This is a genomic window from Hyalangium versicolor (assembly GCF_020103695.1).
GTDB lineage: Bacteria > Myxococcota > Myxococcia > Myxococcales > Myxococcaceae > Hyalangium > Hyalangium versicolor.
Map to the genome: position 1 here is coordinate 13,835 of NZ_JAHXBF010000016.1, position 24,300 is coordinate 38,134.

Sequence of the window (24,300 nt, forward strand, 5' to 3'; positions counted from 1 at the left end):
GCGAGCGTCCTTCGCGCCTCGACACGCCTGCGCGCTCGCCCCACTCGGATTACCTTCTCTCACGTGAACCCGCCCCCGCTCGACAAAGCCGCCGTCGCCAAGATCCTCCGGGACGTCTCCCTCCTGCTCCAGCTCAAGGGCGAGAACGCTTTCAAGGTCCGCGCCTATGACACGGCCGCCGACCGGCTCCTAGGCATGACCCAGGACCTGGCAGCCCTCGTGAAGGAAGGCCGCCTGCAAGAACTCCCAGGGATCGGCCAGGGGCTCGCCGAGAAGATCTCCGAGCTCGTCACCACCGGAAAGCTCGGCTTCTACGAGGACCTCAAGGCCGAGTTCCCTCCCGGCCTCCTGGAGATCCTCCAGCTCCCGGACATGGGCCCCAAGAAGGCCATGGCCCTCTACAAGGAGCTCAACATCGGCACCGTCGCCGAGCTGGAGCAGGCCTGCCGCGACGGCCGCGTGCGCCAGCTCAAGGGGTTCGGCGCCAAGAGCGAGGCGAAGATCCTCGAGGGCATCGCCGTGTTCCACCGCATCCACGGCAAGCGCAAGCTGCTCGGGGACGTGCTGCCCACCGTCGAGGGTCTCCTGGAGCTCCTCAAGGCCGCCCCCGGTGTCGTCCGCGTCTGCCCCGCTGGCAGCGTGCGGCGCCGCGCCGAGACCGTGGCGGATGTGGACATGCTCGCCTCCGCGCCCCAGGCCGGTCCCGTGCTCGACGTGCTGGCCAATGCCCCCGGCGTCGCCGTGCTGATCGGCAAGGGCGAATCCAAGTGCTCCGTCCGCATGCACGCGGAGGATCTCCAGGTGGATCTGCGCGTGCTCCCGGACGAGGACTTCGCCACCGCGCTCCACCACTTCACCGGCTCCAAGGCCCACCATGTCCGCTTGCGCGGCCTCGGCCAGGACAAGGGCTACAAGATCTCCGAGTGGGGCGTGCACCGCGCCGACGGCACCAAGATGCCCATCCACGACGAGGCGGACATCTACAAGCTGCTCGGCATGCAGTACGTCCCGCCCGAGCTGCGCGAGGACACCGGCGAGATCGAAGCCGCGCTCGAGGGCCGCCTGCCCCAGGATCTCATCAGCCTGGAGGACGTGCGCGGCGTGGTGCACTCGCACAGCACCTGGTCGGACGGAAAGAACTCACTCGAAGAGATGGCGCGCGCCGCCCACGCCATGGGCCTGCAGTACCTCACCGTCACCGAGCATAGCCAGGCGGCCATCTACGCGGGCGGCCTCAAGGAGGACGATCTCAAACGCCAGTGGGAGGAGATCGATCGGGTGAACGAGAAGCTGCCCGGCTTCCGGCTCATCAAGGGCATCGAGGTGGACATCCTCGAGTCCGGAGCGCTCGACTACCGCGACAGCGTGCTGGAGCAACTCGAGGTGGTCATCGCCTCCATCCACGTGCGCCACAGCATGAACGAGGAGCAGATGACCCAGCGCGTGCTCAACGCGATGGACAACCCCTTCCTCAACATCATCGGCCACCCCACCGGGCGCCTCATCCACGAGCGCGATCCGTACCCGCTGCGCATGGAGGCCGTGCTGGACCGGGCCGCCGAGCGCGGTGTCGTCATGGAGGTGAACGGCAAGCCGGCCCGCCTGGATCTCAAGGCCGAGCACGTGCGCCAGGCCATGCAGCGCGGCGTGAAGCTGGTCGTCAGCGCCGATGCCCACAGGGTCCAGGACCTGAATCACCTGCCCTTCGCCGTGGCTACCGCGCGCCGAGGCTGGGCTCGCAAGGGCGAAGTGCTCAACACGCTCCCGGCGCCCCAGTTCATCTCCGCGCTCAAGGCCCAGCGCGCCCGCTGAGCGCCGCGCGTAGGTGCAGGTCGGTTTCATACCGCCAGGCCCGAAAAAGTTCACTGTACGTGGACGTATTCGGATTTTTCATGTAGACATAAGGAGGAACCCCTTCTTCCCCAGAGCTCCATGAAAATCCTACTCGTCGCGATGCCCTGGCATTCTTTGGATACCCCCTCCCTGGCGCTTGGAATCCTCCACGAGCGGATCAAGCACAGCCGGGACCCTCACGAAGTCATCGACTTCTACGGGAGCTTCAAGTGGGGCGAGTACATGGCCGAGCGCTCGGAAGGAAAGCTGGGCGCCAAGGACTACACGGCCATCGCCGAGGGCGGCATCTTCATGGGCATGGGCGACTGGATGTTCAGCGCCGCCCTCTACGGCCAGGAGCAGTGGCGGGTCGACGAGTACAAGGCCTACCTGGACAAGCTGTCGCGCTGGTCCGACTGGCTGCCGAAGATCCAGTCCTGGTCCCCCGGCTTCATCGCGCGGATGGTGGACGAAGTGGTGGCGCTGAACCCGGACTTCGTGGGCTTCACCAGCACCTTCATGCAGAACGTGGCCTCCCTGGCCCTGGCCCGCGCCATCAAAGAGCGCAACCCGAAGATCATCACCGCCATGGGCGGCGCCAACTGCGACGGGCCCCAGGGCGCGGCCCTCCACCGCAACTTCTCCTTCATGGACTACATCGTCCGTGGAGAGGGCGAGCAGGCCTTCGTGGAGTTGCTGGACGCGCTCGGCGGCCACGTCGAGCTCAAGGACATCGCCGGGCTGTGCTGGCGCAAGGACGGCCGCAGCATCGTCAACGCGGACCGCACCCACGCGTTCCCCGCCCACCAGATCCCCGCGCCCAACTACGACGCGTACTTCGACGCCGTGGCCCAGACGCCGCTGCGCGTGGACTTCGAGCCCAAGCTCGTCATGGAGGGCGCGCGCGGCTGCTGGTGGGGCGAGAAGCACCACTGCACCTTCTGCGGCCTCAACGGCTCGATGATGAACTTCCGCAGCAAGCCGCCCACCCAGCTCTGGGAGGAGATGCGCGCCATCGTCGAGCGCCACCAGACGCTCGACATCCTCATGGTCGATAACATCATCGACCTCAAGTACTTCAAGGGCCTGCTGCCGCACATCTCCCAGTCCGGCCTGAACCTGCGCATCCACTACGAGGTGAAGTCCAACCTCAACAGCGAGCAGATCCAGGCGCTCAAGGCCGCGGGCGTCGTCAACGTGCAGCCGGGCATCGAGAACCTGAGCACCCACGTGCTCAAGCTGATGGCCAAGGGCATCAACGGCTGCCACAACGTGCAGACGCTGCGCGACTGCGAGGACCAGGGGCTCACCATCTCCTGGAACTACCTCTACGGCTTCCCGGGTGAGACGCCCGAGGACTACACGGCCGTCATCGAGCAGCTCCCCGCACTGGCGCACCTGCAGCACCCCGGTGGCGCATCGCGCATCGCGCTCGAGCGCTTCAGCCCCAACTTCGAGAACCCCTCGCTCGGCTTCACCGACCGCATCCCGGCGCTCTTCTACCCCATCGTCTACGATCTGCCGCAGCACGAGCTGATGGACCTGGCCTACATCTTCGAGACCACGTTCAAGGGGATCTCCGGAGAGACGGCCGAGGCGCTCGGCAAGGCCGTGGCGCAGTGGAGGGAGAGCTACCCCAAGAGCGAGCTGAGCTACCGCGACGACGGGCGCTTCATCTACATCCGCGATCGCCGGGCGAACTGGCCGGAGAAGGATCTGGTGATGACGGATCCGCTCGAGGTGGCTGTCTTCCGCGCGCTGATGCGTCCCCAGGCCGCGGCGACGCTGGCCGAGTCGATGCGCACCGCCGGCCACACCACTTCCGTGGAGCAGATGACCCAGCTGCTCGCGGATTGGCGCAAGCAGGGGCTCGTCTTCGAGGAGAGCGGCCGCTTCATCGCCCTGCCCCTGAAGGCGCGTCCGCAGCGCATCCGCGCCCCCGCCGGCAAGCAGCGCAAGTCCATGGCCCGTCGCCCCGAGGGCATGCCGCGTCCCCAGGGCGAGGACTCGCTGCCACAGCTTTCACTGGAGCGGCTCAGCCAGGGCGAGCCGCTGGGCACCGACAGGCTCGCGGTGCCCCTGAGCCTCAACGAGTGGGATCGGCTGCTGCCCGCGCTCGAGGCCCGGGGCGGCAACAGCGCCGTGGCCGTCCAGCTCACCGGCGAGCTGTCGGCCCAGTGGCCCTCCAGCCAGCAGCTCGGGCAGTTCGCGGCCCAGGGGCTGGTGGAGATCCGCGTCCCCTGGGAGATGGAGATCGGCGCGCAGCACCCCGAGGAGTCCATCCACTTCGTCCGCTTCCTGCGCGACTGCACCTCGCACCGCGTGCGCGTGCAGTGGAAGGGGCAGACGGCCAACACCCTCAAGCCACGCACCCTGCTGCACCTGGAGCCGCCCGTCCTCCCGGAGAACGCCCCGGAAGAGGCCCTGCGCACCTGGGACGCCGAGCACTCCTACGGCCGGTTCTTCTGGCGGCTGGGGCAGAACTTCCTCACCATCAAGGACATGCGCCAGCCTCGGGACGCCTCCCGCTTCACCCTCGAGCGCGGCCCGGTGTACGAGCTCTTCACCCAGTTGCAGGCGCCCCACCGCCTGCAGGATCTCTCGGGGCATGATCGCGAGGCCCTGGACGCCCTGCTCGAAGAGGATCTCGTGCTCCAGTTGGACGACTGGTTCGTCGCCCTGCCCTACCAGATCCGCCACTGGCCCATCCCCTTCGCCACCATCTGAGGCGCGCGGCGGCGCCCCGTTGATCCTCAGGGTCGCTGCTGGATCATGAAATCCTCTTTGTACTCATTAAAAATGTTTGACTGTGAGCAAATTACAGGTAAACTGCATTTGCTGTGATTACACGGTAAGACGGTTTTCCTACCTGGACTCACAGTGTGGCCCCAACCAACCACAGGAGTACCCCCATGAAGAACAACAAGCTGGGTATGCGCAAGGAGGCCTTGCGCACGATCAACGATCAGGAGCTGGACAACGTCGTCGGCGGTTTGGCCTCGTCTGTTGAGGTATCCGTCGGCGTCGGCGTTGGCCCCGTCGAGGTCTCCGTCGGCGTCGGCATCAGCGTCTAGTCGCTGATCCAGCGCATCAGGCGCTCGCTCGAGCGCCTGGACGCTGGCGAGGGTCCTCTTCGGAGGGTCCTCGTTTTTTTTGGGGGCAAGGCGTCACGCACGAGTGCCTGCCTCGATTTGCTCCACCCCTCTGCCGGAAGTATCGTCCCCGCTCTCCGCGAGTGAATCAGCGAGCATGAGTCAACAGGACGCTCCCCAGCCACTGTTTCGCCAGGAAGCGCTGGCGCACCATGCTCGGCCCGAGGCACGGGGCAGCCTGTTGCAGATCACTCCCTTCTGGGCCCGCACCACGTACTGGATCATCGTCCTGGCCGCGGTGGTGGCGGGGGTGGGACTCGCGGTGGTGGACATCAACGAGTACGCCCAGGGCTCGGTCCTGATCCAGGTCAAGGGCCTGGAGGACGTGGCCTCCACCGCGGGAGGCCGGGTGAGCCGGGTGCTGGTGCAGCGAGGCCAGCACGTCAAGGCGGGCGAGACGCTGGTGGAGCTGTACTCCAGCCAGGAGCTGGGAGATCGCGAGCGGCTGGAGCAGGAGTTCCGCGCGCTGCTGGCCACCACGCTGCTCACGCCGCTCAACGGCGCGGCCCAACAGGTGGTGTCCTCCATGCGCACGCAGCTCGATCAGAGCCAGGCGCGCTTGGCCGAGCGCTCGCTCAAGGCGCCCTTCGAGGGGATCGTCAACGACGTGCGCGTGCGCGAGGGCCAGTTCATCGGCCAGGGCGAAGTGGTCGTGTCGGTGATGCGAGAGGGCGCGGAGTCCTGGGCGCTGGGGCTCGTACCGGGGCGCTACCGGCCGATGATCAAGCCCGGGCAGGCCTTCCGCCTGGAGTTGGAGGGCTTCCCCTACCAGTTCCGCGATCTCGAGGTGGCCTCCATCAGTGACGAGTTGGTGGGACCGGCGGAGGTGCGGCGCTACCTGGGGCCGGATCTCGGAGACGTGGTGACGCTCCAGGGCCCCGTGGTGGTGGTGGAGGCGCGGCTGCCCTCCAGCGAGTTCGTCTCGGACAAGCGCACGTACCACTACTACACCGGCATGCCCGGCACCGTCCGCGTGAAGGTGCGCTCGCGCAACGGGTGGATGACGCTGCTGCCCATCCTGGACTACCTGAGAGGCGATCGTGGCTGACGAGGCCCCGCCCCCAGAGGAGTCGACCACCTCCTTCTTCGAGCGCTTCCCGGCCCTGCAACGGCTGGGCGAGAGCTTCCGCCGTCGGAACATCCCCTATATCGCCCAACTGTCCGCGGTGGACTGCGCCGCCGCGTGCCTGGCCATGGTGCTCGGCTTCCACGGCCGCAAGGTGAGCCTGGAGGAGGCGCGGATAGCCACCGGGGTGAGCTCACACGGCGTGTCCGCGCGGGCCCTGCTGGAGGCCGGCAGGCGATGCGAGCTGCTCGGGCGGGCCGTCAAGGTCGACATCGACGAGCTGCACCTGCTCGATCAGGGCGCCGTGCTCCACTGGGAGTTCCGCCACTTCGTCGTCTTCGAGCGGGTGACGAACAAGGGCGTGGACGTGGTGGACCCGGCCTTCGGTCCCCGCCGGGTGCCGATTGAGCAGTTCCGCAAGTCCTTCACCGGCGTGGCGGTGCTCTTCGAGCCCAGCGAGACCTTCCAGACGGGCGGGGTCACCCGGGGCACGCACCGCTACCTGAAGCTGCTGCTCAAGGAGAAGCCCACCCTGCTCCGGGTGGCGGTGATCTCCCTGCTGCTGCAGGTGTTCGCCCTGGCGCTGCCGTCGATCACCGGGACGGTGGTGGACCGCGTGGTGCCCACCGGGGACGAGGACCTGCTCGTCATCCTCTCCATCGGCATGGGAGCGCTGGCCCTCTTCCAGCTCCTGTCCCTGCTGGTCCGCTCGCACCTGCTGCTGCACATGCGCACGCACCTGGACGCGCGCATGACGCTGGGCTTCCTGGACCACCTGGTCCACCTGCCCTTCTCCTTCTTCCAACTGCGCTCGGCGGGCGATCTGATCAACCGCCTCAACAGCAACACCGCGCTGCGGGAGATCCTCACCTCGGGGGCGCTGTCCACGCTGCTGGATGGCAGCCTGGTGCTGCTCTACCTGGGCCTGCTGTTCGTCGGCAGTTGGCAGATGGCCCTGCTGTCCCTGGGGCTGGCCGTGCTGCAGGTGCTCGTCTACCTGTTCTCGCGCAAGACGCAGCGGGACCTGATGGCCAAGAACCTCGAGGTGACGGCCAGCTCGCAGAACTACGAGGTGGAGCTGTTCACCGGCATCCAGACCCTCAAGGCCATGGGCGTGGAGAACCGGGCCGTGCAGCACTGGTCCAACCTCTTCGTGGACGTGCTCAACGTGTCGCTGGATCGCGGGCGGCTTCAGGCGCTGACCGAGTCCATCACCAACACGCTGCGCATGGCCTCGCCGCTGGCCATCCTGGTGATGGGGACCGTGATGGTGCTGCGCCGGGACTTGAGCCTGGGCGAGATGCTGGCGCTCAACTCGCTGGCCGTGGGCTTCCTCACCCCCATCACCAACCTGGTCACCACCGCCTTCCAGTTGGAGCTGGTGAAGAGCTACCTGGACCGCGTGGACGACGTGCTCGAGGCCCCGCGCGAGCAGCCGCCCAATACCCGGAAGCTGCCGCACAAGCTGGAGGGCAGCATCCAGGTGGAGAACGTCTCCTTCCAGTACGGCGTCAACGCGCCCATGGTGGTCCAGAACGTGTCGGTGAGCATCGCGCCGGGCCAGTTCGTGGCCATCGTCGGCCGCTCGGGCGCGGGCAAGTCCAGCCTGGCCCACCTGATGCTCGGTCTGTACCTGCCCAGCTCCGGCTCCATCCGCTACGACAACGTGCCGCTGGCGGAGATGGACCTGCAGGAGATGCGGCGGCAGATGGGCGTGGTGCTGCAGAACCCTTCGCTCTTCCGCGGAGACATCCGCCACAACATCGCCTACGCGGACGCCACCCTGCCGATCGACAAGATCATCAAGGCCTCCTTCCGCGCCCACGTGCACGACGACATCATGGCCATGCCCATGAAGTACGACACCGTGCTGAGCGACATGGGCGCCTCGCTCTCGGGAGGCCAGCGCCAGCGCATCGCCATTGCCCGCGCCCTGGTGAACGAGCCGGCGATCCTGCTGCTGGACGAGGCCACCAACTCCCTGGATGCGAAGACGGAGCGCGCGGTGCAGGAGGCCATTGCCCAGTTGAGCTGCACGCGCGTCGTCATCGCCCACCGGCTGACGACCCTGCGCGACGCGGATCTCATCCTCGTGATGGATCAGGGCAAGCTGGTGGAGCGCGGCACCCACCCGGAGCTGATGGCCCGCCGGGGCTACTACTACGAGCTGTTCTCCTCCCAGGACGGAGCTGACAGCGTGCCCGCGGCGCAGGCCAGCAAGGCCAGTTGACGCGCTGACTCAGGGAGTCGCGGGAGTACCGCTGGACACGGCCGGAGGGCTCCCCCGGAACTCCACCTCCGCCAGCAGCCCCGTGGGGATGCGGCCCCGGTGCGCGGCGGGGATCTCCAACCGGGCCTCGGCCTTGAGATGCCGCGAGGCCGGATCGAGTTCCGGGGAGACGCTCTCCAACACGCCCGTCACCACGAGGTTCAGGGCCTCCAACCGGGCCTGGATCTCGGCACCAGGACGAGCAAGCGAGGCCATGGAAGCGGGAATGGCCACGCGCAACCGCAGCTCCTCGCTCACCAGTCGGACCACCGGCGTGGCCTGACTGACCTGAGCTCCGGGATAGATGAAGATCTCCGAGACGAAGGCGGCGAACGGCGCCCGGACCCGGGTGTTCTCCAGTTGGATCACCACCTGGTCGAGCTGGGCCTGGGCCTGGGACACGTGCGCCTGGGCCAGCGCCACGTCCGAGGTGGACAGGGCGACCTGATTCTCGGCGGTCTCCACGGCCTCGGCTGCGGAGTACTCCTTCACGCGGTGCTCTCGCTCCAGCCGCTGCTTTGCCTGGGTGAGGAGGATCTGGTTCCGGGAGTATTCGGCCTCCGCCGCCTTCACACCTGCCTGACGGGCGGCCAGCTCGATGGAGAGGGGCTGCCGCTCCAGCGTCGCCACCTCCTGGTTGGCGGCTACCCGGTCTCCCAGGCGGACGCGCATCACCTCCAGCCGTCCTTCGACGCGGGGGGCGAGGTCCAACGTCCGGGCCGCGACCACCACTCCGACGAGGCTCCGGACCGAGGCCACGGTCCCGGCCTCGGAGGGAAGCCCCGCCGGCGCCGTTGCTGGCCCGAGCAGCAGCAGACCCGCAACAAGCGAGCGACGACCGAGGGGCTTCCAGGAGTGCGGCATGGGTGCACGATACCACGTCATGAGAGAGCCCACGCCCCTCGCGCCGGACCGCGAGCAGCTATACTGAATGCGCCCGCAGTACCTCTTGGCCCAGGGGAGCACGAGTGATCGACAAGAAGCAGCTTCAGGAGGTCGTCACCACCATCACCGATTGCATGAAGGCCATCGGCGTCATCGCCGCGGCGCCGACGCTCAAACAGGGCCTGCAGGGCCGCACTCCCCGCGACTTCCGTCAGGAGCTCCTGCGCAGCATCCAGCGCTTCCTGGATGCGGGAGAGGTGTTGCAGACGGCCCAGAGCGGCAACAAGTCCCTGGCGGACGCCGAGCCGATGGTGCGCGAGTTCCAGGCCCTGGTGGAGAAGTGGAACCCGGACGTCAACCCCGAGCCCGGCCTCACCGAGCGCGCCCGTGAAACGCTCATGGCCATGGGGATTCCCGAGCCGCCCGGAGGTTGGGAGCAGTTGGCCAGGCAGTTCAAGCCGACCCGGGCTTGAGGCACCTACTTGGCACCTCGTGCCCCGGTGATAGCCTCGCGGCCGCGGTGACGACTCGCCTCCTTGTCCTCCTCTTCCTCTGTACCGGATTCGCGGCCCACGCCTCGGGCCCCGACAAACCCACGCGCGCGGACATGCAGAAGGCGCTGGAGCTGCATGAGCGCTCCGTGGTGCGCGTGGTCGCCCCACGCCGCGGAGGGCCGGGTGTCATCGTGGGCAGCCAGGGGCAGGTGCTCACCGCTGTCGATCACGTGAGCCTGGAGAGCACCGAGGTGGAGATCGAAGGCAAGCGGCTGCCGGCCTCGGTGGTGCTCGCCAACGCGGCCCTGAAGGTCGCCGTCATCGCCGCTCCCAATGGAACCTATCCATCCGTGCCGGTGAAGGTGCTGCCTGATGGGCTGAACGGGCAGTGGCTCATCGGCGTGGTGAAGGGAAAGGGCAAGCGGCCGTCCCAGCCGTTCACCGCCGTGGCCCACAGCGCGAAGCAGGAGCCCTTCGTGGACGTGGACCTGCCCTTCACCCCGGGCACTCCCCTCTTCGACACACAGGGGCGGCTCGTCGCCGTCGTGGTGCAGCGCCGGCCCACGGGGTGCCGGGCCCTGCCTCTGGCAGCCGTAAAGCTCCAGCTCGCCTCCGCGGCGGAGAGCCCATGAGCTCCACCACCGCTCAACCCTCTCGGCTCTCCGCGGTCCAGGAAGTGGTCGTCCTGTGGGCCGTGGGCTTCCTGGGCATCATCGTCTCGTTCGTGCTCTTCGGAGGCAGCAGCATCCCCAAGCTGGTGGCCACGGTGGGCTTCCTCTACCTGCCGCTCATCCCCATGCGCTGGAGGAACGAGGACTATCGCGACTACGGCCTCACGCTGAGGGCCTGGCGCCAGGACCTGAGGTTGTTCCTCACGCTCTGCCTCATCGTCGGCCCACTGTTCTTCGCCGGCTTCTACGTCTGGGTGGAGCTCATCCCCCACCTGCCTCCGGGGCTGGCCCGGCTCCTCACGCCGCACACAGGCATCGGGCACTTCTCGTTCCGCCTGCCCCCGCGCTTCGCCGAGTGGGTCGTCGACCAACTGTTCGTCGTGGCGTTGCCCGAGGAGTTCTTCTACCGGGGCTACATGCAGAGCCGGCTGCGAGATGCGTGGCCACAAGGGCGCCAGGTGCTGGGCGCGCGGCTGGGGCCCGCCTTCTGGCTCACGGCGTTGCTCTTCGCCCTGGGCCACCTGGCCATCTTCCAGGCCTGGCGCCTGTCCGTCTTCTTCCCCGCGCTCATCTTCGGGTGGATGCGGGAGCGCTCGGGCACCGTCGTCGGCTCGGCCCTCTTCCACGCCGCTTGCAACCTCTTCGTGCACATCCTCGAGGTCTCGTTCTTCGGCGGCGTCTGATACTCGGCGCTCAAACGAGGCTCGGATGACCCAGCCTGGCAGGTCTCCCCTCTGGAAACCTCCCCGCGAGGTCCACAAGATCAAGTGTTCACAAATATTCAGAAAATTGGAGTATAGCTGGGAAACCCGGGTGCTCTGCGCAGTGCGTCAGGGCCCCGTCCGGAGGGGAACTCCCAGTGAATCGTCTCGAGAGAAGTCAGGCACGCGTCCTGGCCGTGGGGCTCGCGTTGTGCACCGCCTTGTGGGCGCATTCCGCCCAGGCTCAGCAGAACGCTTCCGTGATCACAGGCACCGTGGTGGATGCCAGCAACCAGAAGCCCGTTGCTGACGTGGTCGTCACCGCGACTTCCAACGCCCTGCAAGGCGAAGAGATCGCCGTCACCGACGCCACCGGTACCTACCGCATCCCCCAACTTCCTCCGGGCGTGTACACGCTGCGGTTCGAGAAGGAGAGCTTCCAGCCCTACTCGCGCACGGAGATCACCCTGCGCCTCAACCGCACCATCCGCCTCAACGCGCAGATCCTCCCGGACGAGTTCCAGACGACGATCGAGATCTCCGGCACGCCGCCCGCCATCGACGTGGGCTCCACGCGCACGGGCGTGAACGTGGACACGGACGTGGTGCGCAACATCGCCGTCATCCGCCCGGGCTCCAAGGGCAGCGCGGCGCGCTCCTTCGAGAGCCTCGCGGAGCTGGCCCCCGGCGCCAACTCGGACGCGTACGGCGTGTCCCTCAACGGCACCACGTCCCCGGAGAACGGCTTCCTGGTGGACGGCCTGGCCACGGGCAACCCCTCCACCGGTACGCTCGGCTCGCCCATCTCCGTGGAGTTCATCCAGGAGGTGAACGTCATCACCGGTGGCTTCATGCCCGAGTTCGGCCGCTCCACGGGCGGCGTCGTCACGGCCGTGACCAAGTCCGGCTCCAACGAGTTCCGCGGCTCGCTCTTCACCAACCTCACCCCGGGCAGCCTCGAGGGCACTCCGCACGAAGTCATCCGCGCTGGAAGTACCATCACCACCAACCAGCAATTGTGGAACCTGGGTGACTTCGGTGGAGACCTGGGCGGCCCCATCATCAAGGACAAGCTCTGGTTCTACGTGGGCGTGGCGCCCTCGTTCACCCGCCGGCAGCTCGAGCGCAACCTGAACGCCTTCGTGCTCGATGACAAAGGCAACAACGTGAAGAACGAGGCCGGCTTCAACGCCACCGAGCGCATCCCCGGCACCACCCAGAACTACTTCGTGGACCAGCGCCAGGTGCAGTACATCGGCAAGCTCACGTGGCAGGCCGCCGCGGACCACACCCTCACCCTCTCCGTGTACGGCGCCCCGAGCACCTCGGGCGGCGACGGCAAGTATGCCTTCCGCGTGGACGACAACGCCGTGGAGGTGGCCGATCTGTCCGGTACCTACTCCGCGCTGGCGCACCGCGTGGAGACGAGCTCGCGCGACATCTCCCTCAAGCTGGCCTCCTCCTTCCTGGACAAGAAGTTCCTGCTGGACACCACCGTGGGCTGGCACCACCAGCGCGACGCCACCCTGCCCTCGGACGGCTCGGACATTGGCAGCACGGATGGCCTGGCGGGCGTGCCCCAGTTCGAGATGCTGCGCTCCGCACGGGCGGACCCGACCAACCCTTCGCGCAGCCTGCCGTACTTCTACTCCATCAATGACTTCGAGCAGCTGCCGGATCCGTCCGTGTGCGACCCGGCCGGGACGTTGAACGCCGTGAAGTGCCCGGTGAACGACTACTTCCTGGGAGGCCCCGGCTTCCTGCAGGACCGCGTCGTGGAGCGCTACCAGGGCAACATCGTGGGCACCGCGCTGCTCAGCGCCCTGGGCCACCACGTCATCAAGGCGGGTTTCGACACGGAGCTGATGAAGAACAAGGACACCCGCGGCTACTCCGGCCTGGTCTTCTACCGCGAGGCCACCAACGGCCAGTCCTTCACGGACTTCCGCGCCTTCGGCTACCTCACCGGGCCTGACGAGGTGGTGATCCAGCCCGCGGTGAATCCCTCCACCCGCGCGCTGGCCATCGGCGGCTTCCTGCAGGACTCGTGGAGCATCATGGACAAGGTCACCCTCAACGCCGGCCTGCGCTACGACACGCAGAGCATCTACGGCACCGGCGGGGATCTGGCCTTCAAGCTGGGCAACCAGCTCTCGCCGCGCGTCGGCGTCATCTACGACTTCACCCAGCAGGGCCGTTCCAAGCTCTACGCCAGCTTCGCGCGCTACTACCAGAACGCGGTGCTGGCCATGGTCAACTCGCAGTTCTCCAACATCACCCGCATCCAGGCCACGCGCCGCCGCGCCGCCCAGGGAGATGCGCCCGGGTGCGATCCGCTCACGCAGGCGGCGCCCTACTCCGAGTGCCGCAACGACGGCAACGTCATCCCCAGCACCAACGCCAACCTGCTGAGCCCCAAGTACAGCCAGACGTTCGCCATCAACAGCCCCGTGGATCCGGATCTGGAGCCGCAGTCCTCGGACGAGTTCGTGGTGGGCGGTGACTACGAGCTGTTCGCCAGCGCCACGCTGGGGCTCTCGTACACGCACCGGGACATGAACCAGGTCATCGAGGACATGTCGCGCAACGAGGCGACGAACTACTTCATCGGCAACCCGGGCCGCGGCATCGCCTCCGAGTTCCCCAAGCCCGTGCGCAACTACGACGCCGTCACCCTGCAGCTCAACAAGGCCTTCTCGGATCTGTGGCTGGTGCAGGCCAGCTACACGTGGTCTCGCCTGTGGGGCAACTACTCGGGCCTCTTCCGCCCGGAGAACCTGCAGCTGGCGCCCAACGTCACCTCGGACTTCGACCTGATCTCCCTCACCGAGAACAAGATGGGCCTGCTGCTGCTGGATCACACCCACTCGGTGAAGCTCTACGGCGCCAAGGAGCTGCCCATCACCGGCCAGATCAGCCTCAACCTGGGCTTGTCCTACCGGGGCACCTCGGGCGCGCCCATCAACGTCACCGGCAACCACTACATCTACGGCCCGGACTTCACCTTCATCCTCCCGCGCGGCGCCGGGGGCCGGCTGCCCTTCGTGCACAACATCGACACGCGCCTGGCGGCCAACTACCGGCTGAGCAAGGACATGGTCGCCAGCCTCAGCGTGGACGTGTTCAACCTCTTCAACTTCCAGCAGTTCACCGCCGTGGATCAGCGCTACACCGCCGAGACGGTGGACGCCATCATCGGCGGAACGAAGGAGGACCTGGCCAACCTGAAGGTCCGCGGCACCACCCGCGACGTCATCGTCAACCCCAACTTCGGCAAGCCCACCGCGTACCAGACGCCTCGCAGCATCCGGTTCGGCGCGCGCCTCTCGTTCTAAGCGGAGCCCACTCTCCATGAAGACCCATTCCGCCTTCACCTGGATCCTCCCCCTGGGGTGCGCGGCGCTGCTGAGCGCCTGCGACAACTCCGAGCCCCTGCCCCAGTGCACCATCGGCCGAGGAGAGCACGCCGTGCGCTACGTCCTCGTCGCGGGCGACGGCCCCTGCGCCACCAAGACGGCCGAGAAGCTGGGCGCGCAGATCTTCCGCACGCCGGGCTCGGGCATTCCCCCCTCGCTGGACTTCAAGCCCGAGCGGCTGGCCACCGGCAAGGACACCGCCAACCCGGCCATCGCCTCCGGGGACTTCACCACCGAGTACCCCAGCAAGGAGGAGGAGCTGTGCGTGGTGCCCACCATGAGCGAGGCCCGCCAGCGCCTCACCCAGACTGACGGCTCCACGCTGGACGTCCGCTACCAGTTCAGCAACGTGCGCGTGCAGGGCTCGTCCGCCATCCCTGGAACCCAGTGGATCGCGGACCTCACGTACACGGAGAACGACTGCACGGCGAAGTACACCGCCGTGGGCATGTTCCCCGCCATCAAGTGCGAGAAGACCGTGGACAACAAGCCGGTGCGCGACCCCACCATCTGCCAGCTGCCTCAGCCTGGCCTGTCCATTGATCCGGCCTTCCCCACCACCTGCGACGTGGCGACCAACCTCTGTGTGCTCCAGGGTGAGCCGCCCTCACTCATCCACGAGGAGTGAGCCACACGAGACCAGGACCCGGACTCGTCGCAGCACCGAGTCTCGGGCCCTGTCTCAGCGTCCTTTGTTCCATGGAGGACGTCTGCTCCAGCGACATCCGGTATCCGACAACGCACGTCCTGATTGCTGGCCTGCCTCTTCACCGAGCGTGAACAAACCCTTGAAATCGAGATTTTTGCCCCTAGGCTGAGGTGTCCGCCGGTGGTGCTACAGCCACCGCGATACACCATCTGGGGTCTTCGTCATGCCTGGGGCCGCGCTCGAGAGGAACAACGTCAAGGTGCTGGGAGCTGGCAGCCAGGCCATGATCTTCGCCCACGGGTATGGGTGTGATCAGAACATGTGGCGGTTCATCACCCCCGCGTTCCAGGACCGGTACCGCATTGTCCTGTTCGATCACGTGGGGGCCGGGCATTCCGACACCTCTGCCTACAATCGCAACAAATACGGAACCTTGAAGGGCTATGCCAGCGACGTGCTGGAGATCTGCCGTGAGCTGTCTTTGAACCGGGCCATCTTCGTGGGGCACTCGGTGAGCGCCATGATCGGGGTGCTGGCCGCCCTCGAGGAGCCCGCGCGCTTCGACAAGCTCGTCTTGATTGGCCCCTCGCCCTGCTATGTGAATGATGGGGATTACGTCGGTGGCTTCAGCCGTGGGGACATCGACGGGCTGCTCGAGTCGCTCGACAGCAACTACCTGGGCTGGTCCAGCTCCATGGCGCCCGTCATCATGGGCAACCCGGACCGGCCGGAGCTGGGCCAGGAGCTCACCAACAGCTTCTGCCGCACCGATCCCGAGATCGCCAAGCACTTCGCGCGCGTCACCTTCCTCTCGGACAACCGGGCCGACCTGCCCAAGGTGAAGACACCCTCGCTGCTGCTGCAGTGCTCGCAGGATCTGATCGCCCCGGAGGTGGTCGGCGAGTACCTGCACCGCCACATGCGGGACAGCGAGCTGGTGAAGCTGAAGGCCACGGGACACTGCCCCCACCTGAGCGCGCCGGAAGAAACCATCGCCGCCATGCGCAGCTTCCTCTCCTAGGCCGCGGTCGCATCTTGGAAACACGACCCATGGCTCGCCCGGTGGAGGCGGGAGCCCTCATCGAGGAGAGCGCCGAGGATCTCTACGAGAACGCCCCCTGCGGGTACATCTCCACGCGCCCGGACGGCACCATCGTCAAGGCCAACCAGACGCTGCTGAACTGGCTGGACTACTCCCGCGAGGAGCTGCTGGCCGGCAAGCGGTTCCAGGATCTGCTGGCCATCGGCGGGAAGATCTTCCACGAGACGCACTACGCCCCCCTCTTGCGGATGCAGGGGTTCGTCAACGAGGTCAACTTCGATCTGGTGGGCAAGGGAGGCCGCTCGCTGCCCGTCCTCGTGAACACCGCCCAGAAGAAGGATGCCAGCGGCCAGGTGCTCCTCTATCGGACGACGATCTTCAACATCACCGACCGCAAGAACTACGAGCGGGAGCTGCTGGTGGCGCGCCAGAAGGCCGAGCAGGCCACGAAGGCCAAGGCGGACTTCCTGTCGATGATGAGCCACGAGATCCGCACGCCGATGAACGCCATCATCGGGCTGTCGCACCTGCTGCGGCAGACGCGGCTGTCGGAGCAGCAGCAGAAGTACGCGGACGTCCTCCATACGTCCTCCGAGAACCTGCTGGCCCTGCTCAACAACATCCTGGACTTCAGCAAGATCGAAGCGGGCAAGGTGTCGCTGGAGGAGCGCAACTTCCACCTGCCGCCGATGATCGAGGGCATCTTCCACACCCTGCGAGTGAAGGCCGATGAGAAGCGGCTGGCGCTGCGGTTGGAGTTGGAAGAGCAGGTGCCCGCCTGGCTCATGGGCGACACGGTGAAGATCGGGCAGGTGCTCACCAACCTGGTGAGCAACGCCATCAAGTTCACCGAGACGGGCTCCATCACGGTGTCCGCGAGGGTGCTCGAGCAGCACGCGGAGGCCGTAACCCTGGAGTTCCGGGTGCGAGACACGGGCATCGGGATTCCTCCGGACCGGCTGTCGAAGGTCTTCGAGGAATTCACCCAGGCCAGCTACGACATCAACCTGAAGTACGGCGGCACGGGCCTGGGCCTCACCATCTGCCAGCGGCTGCTGGAGCTGTATGGCAGCAAGCTCCAGGTGGAGAGCGTGCTCGGCCAGGGCACCACGTTCTCCTTCCCCCTGAGGCTGAGGCTCGGCATGCCCGAGCAGGAGGCCGTGGGCTCCGTGGAGGGCCGCCCGGATGCCCAACGCCTGCAGGGCATCCGCGTCCTGGTCGCGGATGACCAGACCATCAACGTCTTCGTGCTCTCGCAGTTCCTGCGCAAGTGGAGCGTCGAGTTCGACGTGGTGCAGAACGGGAAGCAGGTGATCGAGAAGCTCCAGCAGTCGCATTACGATCTCGTGCTGATGGATCTGCAGATGCCGGAGATGGATGGCTACGAGACCACCCACAACCTCCGAGCCCTCCCCGACGAGCGTTTCCGCCGGCTGCCCATCCTGGCCCTGACGGCCTCGGCGCGGTTGGGGCTCGAGGAGCGACTCGATCTGGCCGGCTTCACGGACTTCATCGGCAAGCCGTTCCGCCCGGATGATCTCTTCGCGAAGCTCGCCCTGTACACGGGCCGCTCCCAGCAGGCCGCCCCCGGGCGCCCTCCCATCGTGCCAGCCCCGGAGCCAGAGGAAACAGAGGCCCCGGGTTCCTCCGGGCGATTCAACCTCGACAGGTTCCGAGACCTGGCCGAAGGCGACAGGCACGCCCTGCTGGAGCTGAGCACCCTGGCCATCCACAATTGCGAGCGCAGCAAGGTGGCCTTCCAGCAGGCCATCGAGAACGCGGACCCCCAGGAGTTCGAGTTCCACTCGCACCGGATGAAGATGACCCTGGAGCTGATGCAGACCCACGCCCTGTGGGAAGCGCTCCAGCGGTCCCGGGAGTATGTGATGGAGAGGGGAACCGCTCCGGAGCCCGAACGGGCCCAGGCCCTCGTCCGCGACGTGCACCATGAGTTGGATGCCCTCATCCTCGCTCTGAAGGAGGAGGTGCGCCTGGTGGCCGCCCGCCTCTCCGTGTTGGACGAGGTGTAGCGCCCCGCTCCGGCTTCCGATAGACGCAGCCCTCAGCGGGAGGCGCTGCACATGAGAGAATTACTCGTCATCACGGGAGCCAGCACAGGCATCGGCTTCGCCACGGCGAAGCTCTTCCACGCTCGAGGGGCGCGCGTGGTGAACATCTCGCGCAACCGGTGCGAGCTCGAAGGGGCCGTGAACCTCACGGCGGACATGACCGTGCCCGGCTTCGAGCGAAACGTGGAGACGGCGCTGCTCGAGGCCGTCGCGGGCTGCGATCGCGTGGCGCTCGTCCACAACTCCTCCACGATGGAGAAGGACACCGCGGACGCGGGTTCACTGGATGTGCTGCGACGCGCGCTGGACGTGGGCGTCGTGGGGGCCACGGCGCTCAACCGGATCCTCATCCCGAAGATGCCCAAGGGCTCCTCGGTGGTGTACGTGGGCTCGACGCTCTCGGAGAAGGCCGTCCCGGGGCAGTACTCCTACGTGGTCGTCAAGCACGCCATGGTGGGGATGATGCGGGCCACCTGCCAGGATCTGCTCGGGCGCGGCGTTCACACGGTGCTCGTCTGTCCGGGCGTCACGGACACGGAGCTGCTGCGCAAGCGCGTGGAGGGCAATCCCGAAACGCTCGAGGTGCTGCGCTCCATCACCGGAGAGGGGCGCCTCATCCTGCCGGACGAGATCGCCCAGGTGATCGTGTTCTCCGCGGACCATCCGGTGCTCAACGGCACCGTCGTGCACGCCAACCTCGGCCAGAAGGAGCGTTAGGCGAGAACGCTCAGGCTGCCGAGAGCTGGTGGACCTGGAGATCCTCGCTCACCGCCAGCGCCGTGCCCTGCGCCAGCTCCACCCAGCCCTGCGTGCGCTTCACGTGGCTGGCCACCACCACCGCGCGCTGACGCCGGTGCGCCATCACCTTCGGCTGCGTCTCCGGCGTCGTCGCAGTGATGCCGCACACCTCGCAGTGATCCGAGCCCTCCAACCGCGTGTAGTAGAGCGGGGCCTCACCCCAGCGTGTGGCCACGAGGATGCGTCCGTTCGTCGCCACGAAATTCAGCATGGAGGTGCGAGCCGCCCCAGCCTGTACCGCCGCGCGCTCCAGCGCTCGCGTCGTCTCCACCAGCAGCGCCGCGGCCAGCTCCGCCTCCAGGCGGGGATCCTCGATGCGGCCCTTGTCCCTCAGGTGCTTGAGGAAGTGCGCGAACGCCACCTCGCTGTCCGTGGATCCCTTCACCTGCCACCGCAGGTACTCCGGCAGCTCCTCGAGCAACGAGCCCCTCAGCCGCTCGAACTCGTTGAGGGCTCCCTGGTGGGCGAACAACCAGGCGCGCGACCGGAACGGCTGCGTGTTCTCCTCGGGGGACAAGCCCACCGGCAGCTTGCCCTCATGGAAGACGAGCGCCCCGGACTCGTGCGGCGGTGCCAACGCGGCCAGCGTCAGTCCCGCATCGCTCGAGAGCCGGCGCAGCAGGACTTCGCCATCCGCGTAGCTCCCCACCCCCACCGCATTGGCTCGCGGCTCCGCCTGGATGGCCACCTGGCCCTCCAGCCGCTGCAGCTCGCAGCGCAACAGGTTCGGATCCGATGTGAGCACCGCCAGGACTGCCGACATGGAACGAAACCCCCTAAGGAAAAACCGCTGTCTCTGGAATACATAATGACGGCGGCCCACCCCCTCAACCCATGCTCCCCAGCCCCCTCTCTGTCTGCTAAGCCCTTGAAATGGCTCGGATTTAGTCAGACTGAACGTTTGACAGGCCCAGTACGCGGGGCCTAACATCCTCGCGCTTCAGCGGTAGAGAGAGTCCCTGCACACCCATGCAGGACTTCACCGGAGACGGAATGTCGGACGAGATTGCGATCGGCATCGACCTGGGCACCTCGTATTCGTGCGTGTCGGTGGTCCAGGACGGGCAGCCGGTGGTCATCCCCAACGAGTGGGGTGAAACGAACCACGCCTCGTGCGTTTCGTTTCTGGAGGATGGCTCGGTGCTGGTGGGCAACGCGGCGAAGAAGAACATCATCGCCGCGCCCGAGGCGACGGTGTACTCCGCCAAGCGTCTCATCGGCCGGTACTTCTTCTCGGACGAGGTGAAGAAGGCGCAGGCGGTGATGCCGTACCGCATCGTCGAGGGTGAGAACAACTCGGTGCGCATCGAAGTGCGGGGCAACACGTATTCCCTGCCGGAGATCTCCGCGCTGGTGCTCAAGGAGATGAAGGCAGTGGCGGAGACGTACCTGGGCATCGAGGTGACCAAGGCCGTCGTCACCGTGCCCGCGTACTTCAACGACAACCAGCGCCAGGCCACCAAGGACGCGGGCCGCATCGCGGGGCTGGAGGTGCTGCGCATCCTCAACGAGCCCACGTCCGCGGCGCTGGCCTACGGCTTCGGGCGGGACGTCAACCAGCGCGTCGTCGTCTATGACCTGGGCGGCGGTACGTTCGACGTGTCGATCCTGGAGATCGGCAAGGACGTGTTCGAGGTGCTCTCCACCGCGGGAGACACGTACCTGGGCGGCGATGACTTCGACGACCGGATCATGACGTGGCTGGCGGAGGACTTCCTGGGCAAGACGCGGCTGGATCTGCGGCAGAACAAGTACTGCCTGCAGATGCTCAAGGACGCGGCCGAGCGGGCGAAGATCGACGTGGGCCAGCACGGCTCGGCGGACATCCTCTGCCAGGGCATCTGCCAGGACGCCAACGGCAACGTGATGGACCTGAAGCAGCGCCTGACGCAGGACCAGTTCAACCGGATGGTGATGGACCTGGTGCAGCGCACGTTCAAGGTGTGCGACGAGGCGCTGCAGAGCGCGCGGCTGACGGCGTCGGACATCGACGCGGTGATCCTGGTGGGAGGCCCCACGCGGCTGCCCATCATCCGCAACTCGGTGAAGCACTACTTCCAGAAGGAGCCGCTGGAGGGCATCAACCCGGACCAGGTGGTGGCCATGGGCGCCGCGCTGCAGTCGCACGCGCTGCTGGAGGCCGGGGGCTCGACGTTCCTGGTGGACGTGACGCCGCTGACGCTGCGCATCGGCACGGTGGGCGGTTATACGGAGAAGATCATCGACAAGAACACGCCGGTACCCATCGACCGGTCGAAGACGTTCACCACCAGCCGCGATGGGCAGGAGAAGGTGAAGATCCGCGTGTACCAGGGCGAGTCCAACCGCGCGGACGAGTGCGAGATGCTGGGCGAATTCGAGTTCTCCGGCTTCCGCATCGGCTACCGCGGAGAGGTGAAGATCGAGGTGACGTTCGAGATCGACACCAACGGCATGGTGAACGTGTCCGCGTGTGACACGGAGACGGGCCAGCGGACGACGACGACGCTCACGCTGTCCTCGGGCATGTCCGAGGACGACATCCAGCGGTCCATGGAAGCCACCCGGCAGATCCAGCTCGCTGGCCACAACGCAGACCTTCCCTCCGTGGCCTGAGAGTAATCGCCGATGTCTCAACCCCCCGACCAGAGCAAGCCCCCCGGCCCTCCCGCAGGCCCCGCGCCCGCCGCCCGGCCCGCCGCGCCCGCCGCCCGGCCTGCCGCGCCCGCCGCCGCGCCTCGGCCCGCCGCGCCTGCTGGCCCCGGCGCAGCGCCTCCGCGCACGGTGCCCTTGGGGGCCGCCCCTGCGTCCGCGCCCGCGGGCGTTCCTCCTCGTCCTGGAGGGCCCGCTCCTGTCGCGCAGCCCGCCATGGCGGCGCCTCCGCGCACGACGCCCGCGGGAGCCGGCCCTGCCTCGCCGGCCACGGCCGTGCCTCGCGCACCTGCTCCCGGTGCTCCGGCGGCTCGTCCTCCGGCACCTCCCGCGGCGGCCAACCCCGCGATGATCCCCGTGGGCAGCCGCCCCACGGTGACGGCTCCCGCGGTGAATCCCCCGGATCGGTCCACCGCTCCGGGAACACCGCCCCCTCCTCCTCCTGGGGCGTACTCGGCTGGGATGGCTCCGGGCGTCGCGGCTCCGGCTCCCGGCTCTCCGGGGGTTGCGGCGCCAAGGCCTCCTCCCGCCGTGGCCAGCCGCCCCACCGTCCAGGGCATCACTCCCATCTCGGTCAACCCACAGCCGGGCCCGGGCGTCTCGCTGAACGAGCCCACGCCGAACTCCCCCGCGGCCCCGCTGCACCGCCCCACCGTTCCGGGCCTCGCTCCCATCTCGGTCGCGCGAAATCCCGGCTCTCCGGCACAGGCTCAGCCGCCTCGGCCGCCTGGCGCGGGGCAACCTTCTCCGGTCCCTGTGGCCGCGGGCGGAGCGCGTCCCCCTCCGGTCATCGCTCCGGGCCAGCCTCCGCCTCCGCCCCCAGCCGCGACGGCGCCCCCGGTGCGGCCCGGCAACAAGCCCACCGTGTCGCTGCCAGCGCTGGCTTCGCCCGGAAGCGCTCCTCGCGTTCCGGTCATCACCCCCACGCCTCCGCGTCCTCCTGGGCCGTCTGTTCCTCCCCCGCCGCCTGCCGCCGCGGGGCAACGGCCTCCGTCCCGCTCAGGCATTCCCACCGTCCAGCCAGCGCCGCCTGCGGCCGCGGGGCAGCGGCCTCCGTCCCGCTCGGGCATCCCCACCGTTCAGCCCGCGGCGACGGCTCTGCGTCCGGCACCGGGAGTGGCTCCGGCCGTTCCTCCCGCTCCGCCCCGGCCGCCTGCGCCTCCCGTGAATACCGCGCCCGTGGTGCCGCCCATGGCTCCCGCGGCTCCGGCTCAGGCTCGCGCGCCCGGGCCCGCGACTCCGCCGCCGCCACCGCCGGCTGCAACCAAGGGTGGGCTCGATCCGGAGCAGATGGCCGATCTGGCGGCGCGCTGCGCGAAGCTCGATCAGCTCGACTACTTCGAGGTCCTCCAGATTTCTCGGGAGGCGACGCCCTCGGACATCAAGAAGGCCTTCTACCACGAGAGCCGCAACTACCACCCGGATCGCTTCTACCAGTTGGACTCGAAGGAGCTGAAGGATCAGGTGAACGAGCTCTACAAGCGCGTCACCGAGGCCTACTACGTCCTGCGAGATGACACGAAGCGCCGCAAGTACGTGGTGGACGTGACCGGCCCCGAGCGCGCCCAGAAGCTGCGCTTCACCGAGACCTCCGAGGCCGAGACGAAGGCCGCCGTGAAGAAGGAGCAGGAGGAGCAGATCGGCACCCACCCCAAGGGGCGCCAGTTCTACCAGTTGGGCGCGGCCGATCTGGAAGCGGGCCGCTGGTCCTCCGCCGAGCGCAACCTGAAGATGGCGATGACCTACGAGCCGTCCAACGCCCGCTACAAGGAAAAGCTCGCCGAGGCGCAGAAGAAGATCAACGAAGAGTCCAAGGCCAAGGGCGAGGGTTTCAAAATCAAGTGACGCGTCGCCCGGGGGCGCCGCGGATCCGCGATGACCATCGATCTGATCATCCTCGGGCTGGTGCTGTTCTTCGCGATCGTTGGCGCCTTCACCGGCGCGGCGAAGCAGATCGCCCATATGGTGGGACTGGCACTGGCCTACTACGTGTCCCGGAAGCTGGGCACGGTGGTGGGCCCGAAGCTGGCGGACTCGCTGGGCACCACGGAGCTGATCGGGGTGCTGGTGGGCACGATGCTCATCTTCATCGTGGTGCTGGTGGCGGTCCGCTACGCGCTGGGCGCGCTGCTCCAGCGGGTGATGACGGGCAAGGATCCCACCAATCGCGGCCCGGACAGAACCATCGGGTTCGTGCTCGGCGGAGCGAAGGTGGCCGTCATCGCGTACGTGCTGCTGAGCGCGCTCACGTTCGTGGACCAGCACGTCGAGGTGGCGGGGAAGAAGCTGGGGTTCTCACCCAAGGACTCGCGCTCCTTCGCCTTCGCCCGGGACCACAACCTCTTCGAGCTGACGCAGTTCGCCCCGATCCAGGACTTCGTCCAGGTGGTGCAGGCCAGCACGAACCCGGAGCAGGCCGCGAAGATGGCGAACGATCCGGCCTACAAGGCCCTGCGGCAAGACCCGCGCTTCAAGAAGGCCCTCAATGACGCCTCGCTGCGCCGCTCGCTGGAGCAGGGAGACACCCGAGCGCTGCTGCGCAGTGATCTGATCCTCCAGCTCATCCAGGATCCGGAGTTCGCGGCCCGGCTGGGTGCCGCGTCACGAGCCTCAGAGCGCTAAGC

General features: G+C 67.4%; 18 protein-coding genes. 16 read left to right on the top strand and 2 right to left on the bottom strand.

The window, feature by feature from the left end; translation table 11 throughout:
• Nucleotides 1–63: 63 nt before the first annotated feature.
• From polX to KY501_RS30430, 5 genes are all read left to right on the top strand, one after another.
• Nucleotides 64–1,812 carry a DNA polymerase/3'-5' exonuclease PolX gene (gene polX / locus KY501_RS30410; RefSeq protein WP_224367100.1) on the top strand — a complete coding sequence of 583 codons (1,749 nt, stop codon included), beginning with the start codon at nucleotides 64–66 and terminating at the stop codon, nucleotides 1,810–1,812.
• Nucleotides 1,813–1,932: 120 nt separating this feature from the next.
• Nucleotides 1,933–4,560, top strand: coding sequence for a RiPP maturation radical SAM C-methyltransferase (locus tag KY501_RS30415; RefSeq protein ID WP_224367102.1), 2,628 nt, complete (start codon nucleotides 1,933–1,935; stop codon nucleotides 4,558–4,560).
• 185 nt (nucleotides 4,561–4,745) lie between these two features.
• Nucleotides 4,746–4,907, top strand: a complete 162-nt coding sequence (locus tag KY501_RS30420; protein WP_224367104.1) for a hypothetical protein — start codon at nucleotides 4,746–4,748, stop codon at nucleotides 4,905–4,907.
• Between the two features lie 175 nt (nucleotides 4,908–5,082).
• Nucleotides 5,083–6,033: an efflux RND transporter periplasmic adaptor subunit gene (locus tag KY501_RS30425; RefSeq protein WP_224367106.1), complete on the top strand. Its 951-nt coding sequence runs from the start codon at nucleotides 5,083–5,085 to the stop codon at nucleotides 6,031–6,033.
• Nucleotides 6,023–8,281 (top strand): peptidase domain-containing ABC transporter, encoded by a 2,259-nt coding sequence (locus KY501_RS30430; RefSeq protein ID WP_373691660.1) that lies wholly within the window; start codon nucleotides 6,023–6,025, stop codon nucleotides 8,279–8,281. Before KY501_RS30425 ends, KY501_RS30430 begins: the two co-directional genes overlap by 11 nt.
• Nucleotides 8,282–8,290: 9 nt before the next feature.
• Here the strand turns inward: KY501_RS30430 and KY501_RS30435 are convergent, their stop codons facing one another.
• Entirely contained in the window at nucleotides 8,291–9,205 is a 915-nt protein-coding gene (locus tag KY501_RS30435) for an efflux RND transporter periplasmic adaptor subunit (RefSeq protein WP_224367109.1), read from the bottom strand.
• A gap of 83 nt (nucleotides 9,206–9,288) precedes the next feature.
• Here KY501_RS30435 and KY501_RS30440 point away from each other — a divergent pair, with 83 nt between their 5' ends.
• The 8 genes from KY501_RS30440 to KY501_RS30475 all read left to right on the top strand — a co-directional run bounded on the left by KY501_RS30440 (nucleotide 9,289) and on the right by KY501_RS30475 (nucleotide 18,964).
• Nucleotides 9,289–9,678: a hypothetical protein gene (locus tag KY501_RS30440; RefSeq protein ID WP_224367110.1), complete on the top strand. Its 390-nt coding sequence runs from the start codon at nucleotides 9,289–9,291 to the stop codon at nucleotides 9,676–9,678.
• A 47-nt stretch (nucleotides 9,679–9,725) separates the two neighbouring features.
• Nucleotides 9,726–10,331 carry an MXAN_2756 family trypsin-like serine endoprotease gene (locus KY501_RS30445; RefSeq protein WP_224367112.1) on the top strand — a complete coding sequence of 202 codons (606 nt, stop codon included), beginning with the start codon at nucleotides 9,726–9,728 and terminating at the stop codon, nucleotides 10,329–10,331.
• Nucleotides 10,328–11,053, top strand: coding sequence for a myxosortase MrtX (gene mrtX / locus KY501_RS30450; RefSeq protein ID WP_224367114.1), 726 nt, complete (start codon nucleotides 10,328–10,330; stop codon nucleotides 11,051–11,053). Before KY501_RS30445 ends, mrtX begins: the two co-directional genes overlap by 4 nt.
• Nucleotides 11,054–11,331: 278 nt before the next feature.
• A complete protein-coding gene (locus tag KY501_RS30455; protein WP_224367116.1) occupies nucleotides 11,332–14,406 on the top strand; it encodes a TonB-dependent receptor in 3,075 nt (1,024 codons plus the stop codon).
• Between the two features lie 16 nt (nucleotides 14,407–14,422).
• Nucleotides 14,423–15,115, top strand: a complete 693-nt coding sequence (locus KY501_RS30460) for a hypothetical protein (protein WP_224367117.1) — start codon at nucleotides 14,423–14,425, stop codon at nucleotides 15,113–15,115.
• Between the two features lie 244 nt (nucleotides 15,116–15,359).
• Nucleotides 15,360–16,157: an alpha/beta fold hydrolase gene (locus tag KY501_RS30465; RefSeq protein WP_224367119.1), complete on the top strand. Its 798-nt coding sequence runs from the start codon at nucleotides 15,360–15,362 to the stop codon at nucleotides 16,155–16,157.
• 29 nt (nucleotides 16,158–16,186) lie between these two features.
• Nucleotides 16,187–18,208, top strand: a complete 2,022-nt coding sequence (locus KY501_RS30470) for a PAS domain-containing hybrid sensor histidine kinase/response regulator (protein WP_224367121.1) — start codon at nucleotides 16,187–16,189, stop codon at nucleotides 18,206–18,208.
• Between the two features lie 51 nt (nucleotides 18,209–18,259).
• Entirely contained in the window at nucleotides 18,260–18,964 is a 705-nt protein-coding gene (locus KY501_RS30475) for an SDR family oxidoreductase (protein ID WP_224367123.1), read from the top strand.
• A gap of 10 nt (nucleotides 18,965–18,974) precedes the next feature.
• On the opposite strand, the gene KY501_RS30480 is transcribed toward KY501_RS30475, so the two are convergent.
• On the bottom strand, nucleotides 18,975–19,808 hold the full coding sequence (locus tag KY501_RS30480) for a class II glutamine amidotransferase (RefSeq protein ID WP_224367125.1): 834 nt from the start codon (nucleotides 19,806–19,808) through the stop codon (nucleotides 18,975–18,977).
• Between the two features lie 230 nt (nucleotides 19,809–20,038).
• Between KY501_RS30480 and KY501_RS30485 the strand changes: the two genes are divergently transcribed.
• Genes KY501_RS30485 through KY501_RS30505 form a run of 3 tightly spaced genes read left to right on the top strand, consistent with a single transcriptional unit; the run spans nucleotide 20,039 to nucleotide 24,298 of the window.
• Complete coding sequence (locus tag KY501_RS30485; protein ID WP_224367127.1) at nucleotides 20,039–21,640, top strand: Hsp70 family protein; 1,602 nt, start codon at nucleotides 20,039–20,041, stop codon at nucleotides 21,638–21,640.
• Between the two features lie 12 nt (nucleotides 21,641–21,652).
• Nucleotides 21,653–23,521: a J domain-containing protein gene (locus tag KY501_RS53725; protein WP_304608658.1), complete on the top strand. Its 1,869-nt coding sequence runs from the start codon at nucleotides 21,653–21,655 to the stop codon at nucleotides 23,519–23,521.
• A gap of 30 nt (nucleotides 23,522–23,551) precedes the next feature.
• A complete protein-coding gene (locus KY501_RS30505; protein ID WP_224367131.1) occupies nucleotides 23,552–24,298 on the top strand; it encodes a CvpA family protein in 747 nt (248 codons plus the stop codon).
• The last annotated feature ends 2 nt before the right edge of the window (nucleotides 24,299–24,300 follow it).

Bases quoted from the DNA above. Each gene is read 5' to 3' on its own strand.
- KY501_RS30415 (WP_224367102.1), top strand. From the start codon at position 1,933: ATGAAAATCCTACTCGTCGCGATGCCCTGGCATTCTTTGGATACCCCC.
- KY501_RS30420 (WP_224367104.1), top strand. From the start codon at position 4,746: ATGAAGAACAACAAGCTGGGTATGCGCAAGGAGGCCTTGCGCACGATC.
- KY501_RS30425 (WP_224367106.1), top strand. From the start codon at position 5,083: ATGAGTCAACAGGACGCTCCCCAGCCACTGTTTCGCCAGGAAGCGCTG.
- KY501_RS30435 (WP_224367109.1), bottom strand. From the start codon at position 9,205: ATGACGTGGTATCGTGCACCCATGCCGCACTCCTGGAAGCCCCTCGGT.
- mrtX (WP_224367114.1), top strand. From the start codon at position 10,328: ATGAGCTCCACCACCGCTCAACCCTCTCGGCTCTCCGCGGTCCAGGAA.
- KY501_RS30460 (WP_224367117.1), top strand. From the start codon at position 14,423: ATGAAGACCCATTCCGCCTTCACCTGGATCCTCCCCCTGGGGTGCGCG.
- KY501_RS30465 (WP_224367119.1), top strand. From the start codon at position 15,360: ATGCCTGGGGCCGCGCTCGAGAGGAACAACGTCAAGGTGCTGGGAGCT.
- KY501_RS30470 (WP_224367121.1), top strand. From the start codon at position 16,187: ATGGCTCGCCCGGTGGAGGCGGGAGCCCTCATCGAGGAGAGCGCCGAG.
- KY501_RS30475 (WP_224367123.1), top strand. From the start codon at position 18,260: ATGAGAGAATTACTCGTCATCACGGGAGCCAGCACAGGCATCGGCTTC.
- KY501_RS30480 (WP_224367125.1), bottom strand. From the start codon at position 19,808: ATGTCGGCAGTCCTGGCGGTGCTCACATCGGATCCGAACCTGTTGCGC.
- KY501_RS30485 (WP_224367127.1), top strand. From the start codon at position 20,039: ATGTCGGACGAGATTGCGATCGGCATCGACCTGGGCACCTCGTATTCG.
- KY501_RS53725 (WP_304608658.1), top strand. From the start codon at position 21,653: ATGTCTCAACCCCCCGACCAGAGCAAGCCCCCCGGCCCTCCCGCAGGC.
- KY501_RS30505 (WP_224367131.1), top strand. From the start codon at position 23,552: ATGACCATCGATCTGATCATCCTCGGGCTGGTGCTGTTCTTCGCGATC.